This window comes from Exiguobacterium sp. JMULE1, from assembly GCF_013337175.1.
GTDB classification, from domain to species: domain Bacteria; phylum Bacillota; class Bacilli; order Exiguobacteriales; family Exiguobacteriaceae; genus Exiguobacterium_A; species Exiguobacterium_A indicum.
In genome coordinates this window covers 2,952,405-2,967,123 of sequence record NZ_SGWC01000002.1, presented here as the reverse complement: position 1 = coordinate 2,967,123, position 14,719 = coordinate 2,952,405, and the positions used below count along the sequence as shown (strand labels likewise).

Annotated in this window: 15 protein-coding genes; 8 read left to right on the top strand and 7 right to left on the bottom strand. The window is 46.3% G+C overall.

The annotated features are described in order from the left end of the window. The 3 genes from EXW93_RS15600 to EXW93_RS15590 form a co-directional block, all read right to left on the bottom strand. On the bottom strand, positions 1-1,497 hold the full coding sequence (locus EXW93_RS15600; RefSeq protein ID WP_023469756.1) for a M4 family metallopeptidase: 1,497 nt from the start codon (positions 1,495-1,497) through the stop codon (positions 1-3). Positions 1,498-1,670: 173 nt separating this feature from the next. Beyond that, entirely contained in the window at positions 1,671-2,102 is a 432-nt protein-coding gene (locus EXW93_RS15595; protein ID WP_023469755.1) for a GyrI-like domain-containing protein, read from the bottom strand. A gap of 19 nt (positions 2,103-2,121) precedes the next feature. Next, positions 2,122-3,609, bottom strand: a complete 1,488-nt coding sequence (locus EXW93_RS15590; protein ID WP_055969624.1) for an HD-GYP domain-containing protein — start codon at positions 3,607-3,609, stop codon at positions 2,122-2,124. 256 nt (positions 3,610-3,865) lie between these two features. Between EXW93_RS15590 and EXW93_RS15585 the strand changes: the two genes are divergently transcribed. The 5 genes from EXW93_RS15585 to EXW93_RS15565 all read left to right on the top strand — a co-directional run bounded on the left by EXW93_RS15585 (position 3,866) and on the right by EXW93_RS15565 (position 9,579). Then, entirely contained in the window at positions 3,866-6,256 is a 2,391-nt protein-coding gene (locus tag EXW93_RS15585) for an immune inhibitor A domain-containing protein (protein WP_055969621.1), read from the top strand. A 274-nt stretch (positions 6,257-6,530) separates the two neighbouring features. Next, entirely contained in the window at positions 6,531-6,731 is a 201-nt protein-coding gene (locus EXW93_RS15580) for a cold-shock protein (RefSeq protein WP_023469752.1), read from the top strand. Between the two features lie 119 nt (positions 6,732-6,850). Further along, on the top strand, positions 6,851-7,816 hold the full coding sequence (locus EXW93_RS15575) for a ring-cleaving dioxygenase (RefSeq protein WP_023469751.1): 966 nt from the start codon (positions 6,851-6,853) through the stop codon (positions 7,814-7,816). A 78-nt stretch (positions 7,817-7,894) separates the two neighbouring features. Further along, entirely contained in the window at positions 7,895-8,194 is a 300-nt protein-coding gene (locus EXW93_RS15570; protein WP_023469750.1) for a DUF3817 domain-containing protein, read from the top strand. 104 nt (positions 8,195-8,298) lie between these two features. Beyond that, entirely contained in the window at positions 8,299-9,579 is a 1,281-nt protein-coding gene (locus EXW93_RS15565; protein ID WP_174316707.1) for a DEAD/DEAH box helicase, read from the top strand. A 66-nt stretch (positions 9,580-9,645) separates the two neighbouring features. On the opposite strand, the gene EXW93_RS15560 is transcribed toward EXW93_RS15565, so the two are convergent. The 3 genes from EXW93_RS15560 to EXW93_RS15550 all read right to left on the bottom strand — a co-directional run bounded on the left by EXW93_RS15560 (position 9,646) and on the right by EXW93_RS15550 (position 11,978). Continuing rightward, positions 9,646-10,059, bottom strand: a complete 414-nt coding sequence (locus tag EXW93_RS15560) for a DUF2231 domain-containing protein (RefSeq protein ID WP_023469748.1) — start codon at positions 10,057-10,059, stop codon at positions 9,646-9,648. A gap of 79 nt (positions 10,060-10,138) precedes the next feature. Continuing rightward, positions 10,139-11,308 carry a sensor histidine kinase gene (locus EXW93_RS15555; protein ID WP_035395571.1) on the bottom strand — a complete coding sequence of 390 codons (1,170 nt, stop codon included), beginning with the start codon at positions 11,306-11,308 and terminating at the stop codon, positions 10,139-10,141. Next, positions 11,301-11,978, bottom strand: a complete 678-nt coding sequence (locus tag EXW93_RS15550) for a response regulator transcription factor (RefSeq protein WP_035395573.1) — start codon at positions 11,976-11,978, stop codon at positions 11,301-11,303. The genes EXW93_RS15555 and EXW93_RS15550 overlap by 8 nt, the downstream gene beginning before the upstream one ends. Before the next feature lie 101 nt (positions 11,979-12,079). Between EXW93_RS15550 and EXW93_RS15545 the strand changes: the two genes are divergently transcribed. From EXW93_RS15545 to EXW93_RS15535, 3 genes are read left to right on the top strand one after another with little or no spacing between them, the layout of a single operon-like run. After that, on the top strand, positions 12,080-12,388 hold the full coding sequence (locus EXW93_RS15545) for a hypothetical protein (protein ID WP_023469745.1): 309 nt from the start codon (positions 12,080-12,082) through the stop codon (positions 12,386-12,388). 11 nt (positions 12,389-12,399) lie between these two features. Further along, positions 12,400-13,290 carry an FAD:protein FMN transferase gene (locus EXW93_RS15540; RefSeq protein ID WP_055969618.1) on the top strand — a complete coding sequence of 297 codons (891 nt, stop codon included), beginning with the start codon at positions 12,400-12,402 and terminating at the stop codon, positions 13,288-13,290. Continuing rightward, positions 13,278-13,856 carry a ferric reductase-like transmembrane domain-containing protein gene (locus EXW93_RS15535; protein ID WP_055969614.1) on the top strand — a complete coding sequence of 193 codons (579 nt, stop codon included), beginning with the start codon at positions 13,278-13,280 and terminating at the stop codon, positions 13,854-13,856. The genes EXW93_RS15540 and EXW93_RS15535 overlap by 13 nt, the downstream gene beginning before the upstream one ends. 9 nt (positions 13,857-13,865) lie before the next feature. Here EXW93_RS15535 and EXW93_RS15530 read toward each other — a convergent pair whose 3' ends face one another. Beyond that, positions 13,866-14,651 carry an alpha/beta hydrolase family protein gene (locus EXW93_RS15530; RefSeq protein WP_035395579.1) on the bottom strand — a complete coding sequence of 262 codons (786 nt, stop codon included), beginning with the start codon at positions 14,649-14,651 and terminating at the stop codon, positions 13,866-13,868. Positions 14,652-14,719 lie beyond the last annotated feature (68 nt).

The following is a 14,719-nucleotide window of genomic DNA, read 5'->3' as shown; positions in this document are numbered from 1 at the left end:
TTAGTAGACGCCTACTGCATCAAATGATTTCGCTGCAGCTGTTGCTTCCGCACTTGTTGAACCGTAAAGGTCTTTTGCCGATTGAATGACTGCTGCACGGAGTGAGCTGAAGTTCGAGTTCGGAGTCAAGTACGTGTTGAGGGCACGGTAGTAGATCGCACCGAGTTTCGGTACACCGATTCCTGTGACAGATACGTTGTAGAACGTTCCACCGTTACCGAGGAGGTAAGCAGCTTTGTTGATGATACCAGAGTTGATATGGACACCACCGTTATCTTGTGTACCTGTGTAACGTTTTGAGTAGTGATCAGGATCGCCGTAAGCAGCTGGGTTCGACATCGAACGGAGTGCGTCACCGCTAACTCCAGGTGTGTAGATGTCTTCTCCTACGAGCCAGTCGAAGTTCGATCCGACTGTATACTCAGCTACTGTACCCATGATATCTGAAACGGCTTCGTTGATCGCACCAGATTCGTTTTGGTACACGAGACCAGCTGTGTATTCTGTGACAGCGTGTGTCAATTCGTGAGCGACGACGTCAAGTGCGCCCGAGAGTGCGACGAATGTCGTGCCATCTCCGTCACCATAGACCATCTTCGTGCCATCCCAGAATGCGTTGTTGTAGTTCGTTGAATAGTGAACTGTTGAGTTCAAGCGTGCACCAGCGTTGTCGTAACTGTTACGACCATATGTGTTTTTATAGAAATCATATGTTTTTGCAGCGTTGACGTGTGCACTGACAGCAGCGCGGTCATATGTCGCGTTAAAGACGTTATCTGCATCTGCCCAGAGTGTTCCTGGGAGTGATGTCCGGTTTTTCGCGTCGTATGTGTAGACACCTTTACCACGCGTCGTATCTTGAAGATAGTACGTTGAACCGCTCAACGTCGTATTGAATGTTGCGCTTGTACCAAGTACTGTCGTACCTGTTGCGTGAGCGAGTTGGTCAAACTTGTTAAGTACTTTACCTGAGTTCGCATCGATGAAGTATGTCCAACGTGATGGCTCTTTGCCCGCGAGGACAGTCGATGTGACTTTGTATGCATACACAGCATCATCTTTTACTGGATAGATGACGAGTTCTGCTTTTGGAGCGACTTCGAATTTAGAAGCCTTGATTGCTTTTTGATAAAGCTTGATCGCTTTCTTTTCAGAGAGCGTTGCTTTTTTCGCGAGACCTGGTTTTCCTTTAACGTTGATCGCATCGTTTACGACTGCTTTCAAAGTACCGTCTTTCGCGACGTTCCCGACGACGACACTACCAAAGACAGGGACGCCATCCACTTCTTGTTGGAGACGTACGATCTGTGAAGATCCGTCTTTTTCGACGTTCTGAACAGCAAAGTCACCTTTTTTGTTCACGAAATCTTTAACGATCGTTGCAGCTGGTTCTGACGAAGCTTTCGTGAGTTTACCAGACTGAAGACCTTCTGCACCTACGACTGTAGGAACAACAAGTACACTTGCGACAAGCGATGTAGCGAGAAACTTTTTCAAAATAAATCGCCTCCTTGTTTGGGTTGAGTCTAACTATGCCAAAGAATCAGAGAAGCGAGAATAAGTCATTCGAATTAAATCGAATTTTCTGAATATAGTCCGTAGTACCTGGACTGAATTATTAACTGTAAAAGATATTTCAAGACGAAAAAAGAACCATTCAAGAGAATGGTTCAGCGAATACGTTGGTAGAGATGGTGGACGTCATCTCGGGTCTCATCAATTTTAAAATCATGTGGATCAAGCTCGATTCCTTGCTTTGAAGCAAAGCGTTGGATTTTCTCGAATGATTTCCAAATTTCGATATCCGGTCCTTCGTGCTTCCAGAAGACATAACGTGCAGCTGGAATCCGGTGACCTTTCATTCCTTTTGGGATGCCATCGAGTGAGGAGACGGGATACCCGACACATTGGGAGTATTTGGTTCCATTTCGTTCGAGTGAGATATCAAGCGGATAGCTATCTGGCTTTGCAGGAATCTCATGTGAACGTCTTGAAAATTCACGCCAGAGTTCCGGCATCAACGTATGCAGTTCGTTTTCTTCGCAAGTCAGTCCAAGACCAACAAAATAAAATTCATGACGTTCCACGATTTTCGGATGCATGAGAATCTCCTTTCCGTATTTATGACACGTCTTTGATTAGCGAACGTTTCAAGTCTAGAAAAAGACGCGTAAAGGTAGCATCCCATTGTGTACCCATGCCTTCTTCTAAGATAGATAAAGCTTTCTCAACAGGCATTCCCTTACGATAGGGACGATCGGATGTCATCGCATCGTAGGCATCGGCAATGGCCATGATTCGACCGAACAGTGGAATGTCTTCTCCTACGAGACCTTCCGGATACCCCTTTCCGTCGTAGCGTTCGTGATGGTACTTTACCCCAGGAAGAATCGGTTGTAACGTCTTTGGGAGCTGAACTTGCGATAGAATGTGCACACCGATGACAGGATGTTGTTGGATGATCTGAAATTCTTCGTCAGTCAAGCGTCCTTCTTTCAACAACACATCATCTCGAATCCCAATCTTTCCGATATCATGTAACAGCGCTGATTTACGTAACAACTCGATTTGTTCGTGCGGCAGGTTTGCAGCAGTAGCGATTTCGACGGAATAGGCAGCAACGCGAAGCGAGTGTCCGGCCGTGTAAGGATCCCGGGCATCGAGTGTTGCCGCAAATAACGTAAACAGACTATCGAGCAATTGCTCATTTTGTTCATCGCGTTTTTTGATTCCTTCCATCATCAGGTTAAAGCCGGAGACGAGATGAGAAAATTCATCAGAATAGGGATTCGGTAACGAGATGAGTCGATTATTTTCGACATCTTGAATCCCTTGCTGGAGAATCGCAATCGGCTTTCGGATGTTTTCATAAAGAAGAAGACTACAAAACGTCGCGACGGACAAGATGACGACTAAGATGAGTGTCGCCCAACTCCAGTAGGAACGAAGGCTCTCATTTTCCGTTAGTTGTACAGCTGAGGCGAGAACGAACAGCATGACCGGAAAAACGCCGATGATCAAGGTGCTGATGAGCATCTTGTGTCTTAACGTGACAACCGTCGTTTTTTTCGGAACATCGAATCTGCGATCAAGAGCATGTTTCTCTAAAGTAAGTAGCATCTGCTCCGTGACACGATAAGTCAGAAAAAACTCGATCAAAGCGTGGAGAATTGCGACGAGGACAGCACCAAAACAGGCGAGACCGATCAAATAGTACGGCATTCGTAACCATCCTTGAGAGATCGCGAGTGCCGTTAAAAGTGACGAAGGAACCGAGAGACCTAAGAAGTGTGGTCCCATGATTCGCTGAACTGTCAGAACCGGAAACCGATGCGCTGTCCGATAAGCATTTTGAAAAGAAGACAGCGAAGGAAAGTCAGTTTGAAAGAAGTATCGTAAAGAGCGAACATGCTTTGAGTAGACGAGATATTCTAATAAAACCATTAAACTAACAGAAAAAAACATGATACCAATTAGAATGAGTTGTTCTGTACCGGTAAAAGTCAGTGTCTCAAAAATAAATAGACATCCGACGCCGAACACAGCGACAAATGAACCAATTAAATAGTTTCTAAGCAAATGACGTTCAAAACGTTTTATAGCGCTCATTGTATCCTCCTTATGTAATCATCAGAGTGATTTCAGCGTACCGTGAAACAAAAGAAGAAATCCGGTCATTTTTACAAAAAAGGAGAGTGATTTTTAAAATAACTGATTAATTTAAATTCCAAAAAATAGGTATGGTCGAAAAGAACTAATTATCTTAAAAGCGATTGATTAACGAAATAAAATAACCTATGATTTGAATATTCAGAAAAGTATAGTAATCACATGCTTTTCACTACTACATAGGGGGTCAATTCACGTGGGGAAAAAGAAACAGCTTAGTCTAGCCGTTCTATCTGGAATTACGGCAGCTGCTTTTGCTGTTGGTCCGGTGTTACCTGGTGGGCAGGTAACGTCCGTACAAGCAGCCGAAAAAGTAGCACCTGGTGCACCGATGGATTTAAACACGGTCGATCAGGATCGATTAGCAAAAGTGCTTGAAAAACGTGGGGTCATTTCAAAAGCAGCTTCAACAGAAGCAAAACAACAAGCCGTTCAAAAGTATCTGGACAAAAAGGCGAACGGAAAACCGGCTGCTGATCACGATCATGATCATGAATCCAGTAAAGAAGCAGCATTTGATAAGAAGACAAAAGACTTCTTAACAAAGCAAAAGGAAAAACTTGCTAAACAATTGAAGAAAAAACACGGAAACTACAAAAAAGGCAATCCAAACGGCTTCGTCAAAGTAGATAAAGCGAAACAGGCAGCCTATAACGGTGCAACACGGACGGATAAAGTCCTTGTCCTCCTCGTCGAGTACAGCGACTTCAAGCACAACAACGTCGTTCAAGAACCTGGATATATGTACTCAGATGACTTCAATCAAAAACATTACCAAGATTTAATGTTTGGTGATAAAGAATTCGAACTTTTCAATGGTGACAAAGTAAAGACGTTCAAACAATACTATGAAGAACAATCAGGTGGTAGTTATTCAGTCGATGGTACGGTATCGAACTGGTTGACGGTTCCTGGTACAGCGAAGGATTACGGTTCAGATAATCCTGCTGGTGGAAACGATAACTTACCGGGATCAAAAGGACCACGTGGTCTCGTCAAGGATTCGTTAGCGGCAGCTGTCCAAGCCGGCATTAACTTAGCAGATTACGATAAGTTCGACCAGTACGATATGGATGGAGACGGTGACTTGAACGAACCAGATGGTCTCGTCGATCACTTGATGATCATTCATGCGGGTACGGGACAAGAAGCAGGTGGCGGTACTCTTGGTGACGATGCAATCTGGTCACACCGCTGGACGTTAGATGGTGTTCATCCGGTAGCAAATACGACAGCAAGTGTTGATTACTGGGGTGGAAAAATGGCTGCTTATGATTACACGGTGCAGCCTGAAGATGGTGCGGTTGGTGTCTTCGCGCACGAATTTGGTCATGATCTTGGACTTCCTGATGAGTACGATACGAAGTACACGGGTCAAGGTGAACCAGTCGCTTCATGGTCCATCATGAGTGGTGGTAGCTGGAACGGAAATATCGCCGGAACAGAACCAACAAGTTTCTCACCACAAAACAAAGAGTTCTTCCAAAATGTGATGGGTGGAAACTGGGCGAATATCCAACAAGTTGATTTTGATTCCTTAGATAAGCTAGGAACAGCTTCGTACCTCGATCAGAGCGTCACGAAATCGAAAAATCCAGGAATCATCAAAGTCAACTTACCGAAAAAACCGGTAAAAGGCATCGCACCGGCATTTGGTAAAAAGTATTACTACAGCACAAAAGGGAACGACTTGCATACATCCATGACATCCCCGGAGTTTGATTTGACGAATGCGAAAGAAGCGAAGTTCGACTTCAAAACATTGTATGATATTGAATATAACTACGACTTCTTGACTGTTACAGCGACGGCGGATGGACAATCAAAAGTCATCGATACAATCGGTGATGAAGATACAGATGGAGATCAGCGCGCTGATTCTACTAAAGGAGCATGGGTAGATAAATCGTACGATCTCAGCGAATTCGCGGGTAAAAAAGTGACATTGAAATTTGATTACGTCGGAGACGCTGGTCTTGCGCTAGATGGATTCGCACTTGATAACGCGAAGCTAACGGTTGACGGTAAAGTCGTCTTTGAAGATGATGCAGAAGGTACGCCGAAATTCACGCTTGACGGTTTCGTCGCATCAGACGGTTTCTCTTACGCAGATAACGCATACTACCTCGAATGGCGTAACTATGCAGGCTCGGATAAAGCACTCGAGCATGCACGCGGCGTGAAGTATAACACAGGGCTTGTCGTCTGGTACGGTGATTCGAGCTTTGACGATAACTGGGTAGGTGTTCACCCAGGTGAAGGATTCCTTGGAGTCGTTGACTCACATCCTGAAGCAATCGTCGGAACACTCAATGGTAAACCGGTCACGACAGGAAGCACACGTTACCAAATCGCAGATGCTGCGTTTAGCTTTGATAAAGCACCTGCATGGTTGATTGATTCGCCATCACGTGGAACATACGATTATAAAGGTCTCCCAGGTGTGACAAAGTTCGATGATTCGAAATCGTATATCAACCAGTTGATTCCGGATGCAGGGAAACTACTCCCGAACAATGGTTTGAAGATTGAAGTCATCGGTGAAGCAAAAGATAACTCTGCTGGAGCTGTCTGGATCCACCGTTAAAACAGAAGAACAGGTTCAGTTTCGGCTGAACCTGTTTTTTGTTTTAGTTATGTAGAAGAAGTGGAATCAATTGGAAAAAACATTGGTCTGACAACTTGACTTTTAAAGCGCATCCATTCTATACTTACGTTAGCTTAATATTGTTATTGTCATTACGGATTCACATCGTGTCACGAACAATCTTTTCGTTGCTCCATGTATTTCGGGACAATAATGAATTCTTTTCATATGCCCAGCATATGTATTAAGTAATTTATTTTTGGAGGTTGTTCCCATGAACACAGGTAAAGTAAAATGGTTTAACGCAGAAAAAGGTTTCGGTTTCATCGAAGTTGAAGGCGGAGAAGACGTATTCGTACATTTCTCAGCAATCACTGGTGAAGGCTTCAAAACTCTTGACGAAGGTCAAGAAGTTGAGTTCGAAATCACTGAAGGCGCACGTGGAGCACAAGCTGCTAACGTCGTAAAACTTTAATTTCAACTATTCAATCGTCCCTTTTCGGAGGGGCGGTTTTTTATTAGACTAATATCTTGAATTCAAGATAAATGTGAGATATACTCCAATTACCAAATCATTGACAAGGAGTGAGGAAGATGGAATTACTCGGAATTCATCATGTATCGATCTTAACAGGCATGGCGGAACGCAATTATCAATTCTACACACAAATACTTGGCATGCGTCTGATCAAAAAGACTGTCAATCAAGATGACACGACATCGTATCATTTGTTTTATGGAGATGCGGAAGGGAATCCAGGAACGGACTTGACGTTTTTTGATATTCCGCATCTTGGAACGGGCGTACCGGGGGCATCGAGTATCTCTTCGACATCGCTTCGTGTCAAAACAACGGCTGCACTTCATTTTTGGAAACAACGTTTTGAAGCGAAAGGTGTGGATCACGATGAAATCGTCGAGCGAGCAGGGCGTCGAACACTCGCCTTTCGTGATCAGGAAGGAACACGTTTGATTCTCGTCGCAGAAGATGGTGAGGTAGGTGTCACAGGTGGTGTACCATGGCCGCAAGAAGAAATTCCATCGGAGCATGCAATCGTTGGACTAGGAGCCGTCACATTGACGGTCAACGATCCGACGTTGACGATCCGTGTACTGACGGAAGTCATGGGATTCCGAAAAGTAGGTTCTTATCCATCTTTAGCAGGTGACTTTGCACCGATTGAAGTCTATGCAACGGGAGAAGGTGGTATCGGAGCAGAGGTTCATATCGAGGCACGTCCAGATCTCGACCGAGAACGTCTTGGTCGTGGTGGCGTCCATCACGTCGCGTTCCGAGTACCGAACAGTGATGAATATGAAAAGTGGGTCGAACGCCTGAATGCCTATCACTTACCGAACTCTGGTAAAGTCGATCGTCACTATTTCCAAGCTCTTTACTTCCGGGAACCGAACCATATCTTATTCGAACTCTCGACAGATACACCGGGATTCGCGACGGATGAGTCGGTTGAAACGTTAGGGGAGACGCTTGCGTTACCACCATTTCTTGAACCAAAGCGAGCTGCCATCGAAGCGCGGTTACGTCCACTTGAAATCTGACAATCCTGTGACACAGGTCACAGAAGGATCGTCCATCCCGTATACTAAGAACAGGAATCAAGAAAAAGGAGTGACGGGATGTTAAGAACTACGCTTGGGCAATTCCGAATGATTGCGATACTAGAAGGAATCTCGTTTTTAGTCTTACTGTTGATTGCGATGCCGTTGAAGTATATGGCGGATATTCCGCAAGCTGTTTCGGTCGTGGGTGCACTTCACGGTGTCTTGTTCGTCATGTATGCACTCTGGCTCGCGGTCGTGAAATTCAAATACGATTGGTCGATCGTCAAAGCGGGGATTGCGTTCATCGCATCATTCATCCCGTTTGGTACGTTCGTGCTCGACTGGAAGCTAAAACAGGAAGCAACAAACGCGTAAATTGTGTATACTGAATAGAGCACGGCTGTGGATAACTGTTTTTGTCTATGCGAAGCAGGTTATCCACAGCTTTTTTCTGTGGATAATTTTTAGGAGGATATATCATGTCAACATTTGAAACATTACACATCAGTGACCTGTGGATAAAAAAATTACAAAAACAAGGCATCAAGGAACCAACACCGATTCAAGAACAGGCGATTCCGTCATTACTCGACGGACGCGACTTGATTGGTCAAGCGCAAACGGGAACAGGGAAGACATTAGCGTTTCTCTTGCCAATCCTTGAGCAAATCGATGTCGAATCACAAACGGTACAAGCATTGATCGTCGCACCGACACGCGAACTTGCGCGTCAAATTGCCGATGAGACGCATAAACTGATTCGGAACACGGAACAGTACCGTGCGCTTGCTGTATACGCAAACATCATCCTACGTCATCACGGTGGACCACGCGCTCGGCGATTACGTGGACAAGACGTCTTTAAACAGATTCAACGCCTCGGTCGGATGCCACAAATCATCATCGGGACACCAGGACGAATTCTTGACCACGTCGGTCGCGGTACACTTGATTTAAGTGAATTACGGACGCTTGTCTTGGATGAGGCGGACCAAATGCTGCAAATCGGTTTCTTGCCAGAAATTGAAGACATCATCGAAGCAGCACCGGTTGATCGTCAATTCGTCATGTTATCTGCAACGATGCCACCGAAAGTAGAGGAACTGGCGAAAACGTATTTGCGTAATCCAGTCGAAGTACAGGTGGAGGCGGAAAGCATTACTGTTGAAGCGATCGAACAGTTCGTCGTCGAAACAACGGATCGCCGCAAGCAAGCGACACTGCGGACGATGCTTGACGAGATGCGTCCGTACGCAGCCATTATTTTCTGTCGTACACAACGTCGCGTTAGTAAATTGAACGAAGAAATGCAGATGCAAGGGTATCCGACGGATGAATTGCACGGTGGACTAACGCAAGGGAAACGTGAAAAAGCGATGGCGAAGTTCTATCAAGGAAAAACACAATTCCTGATCGCAACAGATGTCGCTTCGCGTGGACTTGATGTGACAGGTGTGACACACGTCTTTAACTATGATTTACCGGATGATGCGGAAAGCTACGTTCACCGGATTGGTCGGACAGGACGTGCTGGGAACGACGGAATTGCCGTTTCCATCGTAACACCAAAAGATGGTCGGACGTTCCGTGATATGGAACGGGAATTGAACATCTCGGTCACGCCGATCGTCGTCGAATTGTCTGAAGAAGCGATTCGCGCACAGCACGATCAAAGTAAAGGATCACGGAAGACGACAGAAGGACGTGGAAATACACGTCGTTCGAATAACCGTCGCCCGGGACGTGCACATCGTAAATAAACAGAAACAAGATAAAAGAGCCGGTCTACTTCTCTCATCAAAAGAGAAAATAGACCGGCTCTTGTTTTATTTGGCGTAGACCATCTGACCACCGAGATGACCAGTATAAGCAAGTAGTCCGCTACCGACGATGGCAACAACGAAACTGAGTAATAAAAACATTTTTTTGTTCGAGCGGTAACCTAACAAAAGAAATAACAGCGAGACACCAAAGGCAACGAGACTGAACAACGCGAAATGCTCATGATTTTCGATGGCAGCATGGGTAACGCTGCTTAAATTCGCTTCCGCATACTCTTCTGCTCCGTCTCCAGACAAATAGGCAGCGACTCCGGAAATCAGACCGACGACTAACGTAAAAAGGGCAAACAGTTTGAATTGTGTCCACTTCAGACTGATGAGTAATAGGATCGTCGCAAATAATAAAAGTGCAATCGGTGCATGGACAAGAAGTGGATGAAGCGGTACGTTCCCCAACATATCAAAAACCTCCTTGGATAAGTATGGTAAAGCATAATTTCACTTTACCCTGCTTATCTGACAGTTAACTGACACCGTTTTAAAGAGTTGGGAAATGAATGATGAACCGTGTACCTTCACCTAATGTGGAATCAATGGAAATCGTTCCGCCATGTTGCTCCGCAATGGATTGAGCGATTGATAACCCAAGACCGGTTCCTGTTCCGTGACGCGAATGGTCCCCCCGGTAAAAACGCTCGAATATTTTAGTTTGTTGATTGGAAGCGATACCGATTCCGCGGTCCTGTATCGTCAACTGGCGTTCTGTAGTAGTTTCTTCGAGAGAGACATCAATGACGTCATCGCTGTAGACAAGAGCATTCTCAAGAAAGACCGTCAATAAGCGGTTCAATTGATGGGTATCTCCCTTCATGCGTAAGTCAGGCATTATCGAAGCGTGGATGACGCGATCCGAGTAGGCGTGCTGAAAACGTTCGACGGTCTTTTGAACGAGCGAACTAAGGTCAACTTCCTGTTTCGGTGAAGGTTGTCCTTCTCGCGCAAGCAATAATAAATCAGAGACTAAATACTGCATGCCTGCCGTTTCTGCTTTAACGTCCTCTAGAATCGTACGCCCTTCATTCGAAAGTGATTCCGCTTCTAGCAATTCAATCCCGCTGTAGACGATTGTCAGAGGTGTCCGTAGTTCATGTGAAGCATCGGACGTAAAACGACGTTGACGATCGAATGCTTGTTGCACCGGAATGACGGCTCGACCAGCAAGGATATATCCGACTAGCGTCAGGACAATCGTTGCGAGCACCGCGATCCCCGCCAGAACGGCAATCAATCGCTGTAAGGTGTCTTCGGTCGGAGAGATGTCCTTCATCAGTAGTAGCCGTCCTTCTTCGGTACTCCGTTGATACAGCAAGAAGTGTCGATCATCCCATTCCACTTGTTGCGTCGTATCATTCGAGCTTAAAAAACGGCGCAGTGTTTTGGACTCGACGTCTGGCGGCAGACTTGCATAGCGTTCGTTTCCTGAACCATCGAGTAACTGGAAGTAGATCGGATTTCGAATGAAGTGATCCTCCCCATGCTCGATCCGTTCGAAGATATCTCGATCAGATACGCTCTTCAATTGATTCAATTCCATTCGATTCAGCAATTGAGCGTTCGTGACATACACACCAATCAGGATAAGGACTAGTACAAGAAAAAACGAGCCACTGAATAACAAGGTCAGTCGTTTTCGAATCGATTCAAGCATGCGGATCACCTAAACGATAACCGAATCCGCGAACTGTCCGAATCAAATTAGGAGCACCGACCGCATCTAATTTTTTTCGAACGAGTCGGACGAGCGCATCGAGCGCGTTATCCGTAATATCCGCCCCGATCCCCCACACGACTTCGATGATCAATTCACGACTCATCACCTGTTCAGGTCGTCTTAACAGTAAGGAAAGGAATTCAAATTCACGTCGTGTTAAATCGATTGGATGTCGCTCGTAAGAAATCGTTTGTGAGGACAGATCGAGGAGTAGTCCATTGAAAGAAACCGTCGACACGAATGCCTTTTGTTGACGACGACTGAGCGCGCGCAGTCGTGCCAGTAATTCATTCGATTGAAACGGTTTAACGAGATAGTCATCGGCTCCACTATCGAGACCATGAACGAGATCGATTTCCGTATCGCGAGCAGTCAGCATCAAGATGCCGCCTTCAAACTGTTCTTGCCGTAAGGTAGCGGCGACTTCGACTCCGCTCTTACGAGGCATCATCCAATCGAGAACGAGTAAGTCATAGCGATACGTCTGACATTGGAGGAGCGCTTCCACTCCATCCTGCGCAACATCTACCTGATATCCTGCCCGCTCCAAATGGAGGCGTAACATCTTCGCAAGACGCTGATCATCTTCTGCTACCAAAACGCGCATGCACATCGCTCCTCTTTTTTTCTCATTATCCCATAGTTGCCGTCAGTTAGTTGTCAGTTTTTTTCGATACAGTAAACGTAACAAGAAGGGAGAGGAAACAGATGAAACCAAAACCATTTGCGAAATGGCTCGTCGGGCTTAGTAGTTCCGTCTTCATCGGACTTGCGATTGGTCAGTTGAGTGTCAGTTCGAACGATTCCTCTACGACACCTGTTTCGACAGGCGATACGTATTCGAACGATACGACGCTACCATCTCAAGGGAATCAGTATAGCGATGATGAAGGCGAATACGAAGGGGATGATGGATATTACGAAGATGACGATGATGATCAATGGCAAGGTGATGAATCGTCTGGCTTCAGTCAACCCGGTGGATCAAGTGACGGTCAGTCTAGCCATTCGAGGTAAGGAGGAGGAAGATGGAGCGACAATTGTATGCGATGCATAATCAGGTGCGGTTCGTGACGGATCAGCCGATCGATGAAGCAGAATGGGAGGAACTTGTCCGATTCTTTCATTATGTGGATCGGCAGTGGTCACGCTTTGATAAGCAAAGTGAAGTCAGTCGATTGAATCGCTTACGGATCGGCGACACGTTATCTGTGTCCTTACCGTTAGCCCGCTTACTGGCCCGCGCCACGCGATACTTCGAGCAGACCGAACGTTATTTTTCCCCATTCCTGCTGGCGCAACAACAAGCCAATGGCTATCGCCAATCATTTCCCTTCACACAAGCTGTCGCTTATGAAGAGATTGCTCCACCAGAGATCGCCCCGTTCATCATTGAAGGATGTGACGTGACGCGAGTCGGAGGCGGTTTTATCGACCTAGGTGGAATCGGAAAAGGAGCTGCCGCGATGATCGCAGCGCAGCGACTACGAAAAAGCTGGAGTCGTGGATTGATTGAAGCGGGAGGTGACGTCATCGTCTGGTCCGAGGAGGAACCATGGAATATCACGATCACGCATCCCGAGACCGAACAACGCGTCGCTGACATGCAATTACGACAAGGTGCGATTGCGACATCGAACCGTGTCTATCGATCGTGGAAGACGGACGGACAGACGCATCATCATTTGTTAGATGGACGAACAGGACGTCCGACGAGAAGTCCGATTCTTCAAGTGACGGCATCTGCGCCACAACTCTATGAAGCCGAAGTCATGACGAAGCTTGCCTTTCAGATGACAGAGACAGAACGTCAAGAAAAGCTGTTTCGTTGGTTTCCAAAAGGACGATTATTGATTTTGGATACTGCTGGGGAATGGCGAAGTGAACAGAAGGGAGTGAGTGAGACATGGACTGGATGAAATGGTTGTTCTCAACATGGATGATGATCCGGTTGAGTGGATTAAGTGGGCACTTCTTCATGACGATTTCTGTCTTAGCGGGATTGCTCGGTTCCTACCCGGCACTCAAAAAACAAAAAGCACGACTGCATCACGTGCACTTATATAGTGGCTGGGCAGGTTTGCTCGCAATCGTCCTTCATGCGACGCTCATCATCGTCGATTCATACGCACCACTGACGATCTTTGAAGTCCTGATTCCGGGCCAAGCTTCTTATGAACCACTCTGGAATGCGCTAGGAACGATCAGTCTCTACTTATTCGGATTCGTTCTCGTGACTTCGGATTTCTTAAAGGAGACGTTAGGCAAGACGCTTTGGAAATTGACACACTGGCTGGTCTTACCTGCTTGGCTATTAATGACGGCACATGGTCTTTTCATCGGTACGGATACCGGAACCCTGTTCACGACGATCTGGTACGCTATCTCAACACTGACGATGTTTACGCTCGTCCTTTATCGGATACGGATCCGTCCTGTGCAACGGACTCGAACTTCAGCAAAAGAGCGCTCAGTCGTACGCTGAGCGCTCTTTTCATTGTCGGGCGAGCCAAGCTGTCCATTCGTTAAAGGCAGCGTCCCGATTCTCGATATAGTTGTGATCACTATCGACAATCGCTTCCTCGAACGGACTGTCGGATAGCAATAAGTCATGATGGAGTGCTTTGATCGATGTTTCGTCCCTTTCTGACGTCATAAGCAACATCGAGCGATCGGCTAGACGTTCTTTTAGCGTCAGTAAATTCCAAGTCGTATGATGGTGCTTCAACTCATCGAGTAACGCGTCAGCAACGGCACCATTTAGGAAACCAGCTCCTCGTTCGAGTACACCGTGTAGCGCAGCTTCGTATTCCGGATGTTCGAGGACGAGCTGACCGACGAGACCAAAATTAAACGGAGAGATTCCGACATAATGTGCAGCCTCTGGTGTCTCAGCAAAAGCATGTAGACCGGCGAAACCGCCCATGCTATGACCAACGACGGTAATCTGATCCGCCTTGATGCCATGTTCGGCAGTGAAAGACTCTGAGCAGACGTGCTGTAGTGTCGCGGTCGCGTCTTCCAAAACATGTTGGAATCGGAAGGTTCCAGGGCTCCCGATCGTTCCACGATACGACGTGACGAGTACATGGTACCCTGCACTTTGAAGTTGAACTGCCCAGTCCATGTTCAACTGTTTCCCGGGAAATCCGTGGAAGAGAACAATCAGTGGAGCATTCGCTGTATGTTCAGGTGAATAGAGACGGGCAATCAACTGTTCTGAACCACCGCTTGGAACATGGAGATAGGATAGTGTTGCCTTTTTCGTGATCGTTTCCAAAAAAACACGCTCCTTCATAATCATTTTCTAAGTCTTAGTGTGCGTGAAGATGCACGATCATGCAATGA

What these genes read in the sequence shown, in the direction of transcription:
- EXW93_RS15595 (WP_023469755.1), bottom strand. Translation starts at nt 2,102, where the DNA reads ATGCATCCGAAAATCGTGGAACGTCATGAATTTTATTTTGTTGGTCTT.
- EXW93_RS15590 (WP_055969624.1), bottom strand. Translation starts at nt 3,609, where the DNA reads ATGAGCGCTATAAAACGTTTTGAACGTCATTTGCTTAGAAACTATTTA.
- EXW93_RS15580 (WP_023469752.1), top strand. Translation starts at nt 6,531, where the DNA reads ATGAACACAGGTAAAGTAAAATGGTTTAACGCAGAAAAAGGTTTCGGT.
- EXW93_RS15575 (WP_023469751.1), top strand. Translation starts at nt 6,851, where the DNA reads ATGGAATTACTCGGAATTCATCATGTATCGATCTTAACAGGCATGGCG.
- EXW93_RS15570 (WP_023469750.1), top strand. Translation starts at nt 7,895, where the DNA reads ATGTTAAGAACTACGCTTGGGCAATTCCGAATGATTGCGATACTAGAA.
- EXW93_RS15565 (WP_174316707.1), top strand. Translation starts at nt 8,299, where the DNA reads ATGTCAACATTTGAAACATTACACATCAGTGACCTGTGGATAAAAAAA.
- EXW93_RS15560 (WP_023469748.1), bottom strand. Translation starts at nt 10,059, where the DNA reads ATGTTGGGGAACGTACCGCTTCATCCACTTCTTGTCCATGCACCGATT.
- EXW93_RS15555 (WP_035395571.1), bottom strand. Translation starts at nt 11,308, where the DNA reads ATGCTTGAATCGATTCGAAAACGACTGACCTTGTTATTCAGTGGCTCG.
- EXW93_RS15550 (WP_035395573.1), bottom strand. Translation starts at nt 11,978, where the DNA reads ATGCGCGTTTTGGTAGCAGAAGATGATCAGCGTCTTGCGAAGATGTTA.
- EXW93_RS15545 (WP_023469745.1), top strand. Translation starts at nt 12,080, where the DNA reads ATGAAACCAAAACCATTTGCGAAATGGCTCGTCGGGCTTAGTAGTTCC.
- EXW93_RS15540 (WP_055969618.1), top strand. Translation starts at nt 12,400, where the DNA reads ATGGAGCGACAATTGTATGCGATGCATAATCAGGTGCGGTTCGTGACG.
- EXW93_RS15535 (WP_055969614.1), top strand. Translation starts at nt 13,278, where the DNA reads ATGGACTGGATGAAATGGTTGTTCTCAACATGGATGATGATCCGGTTG.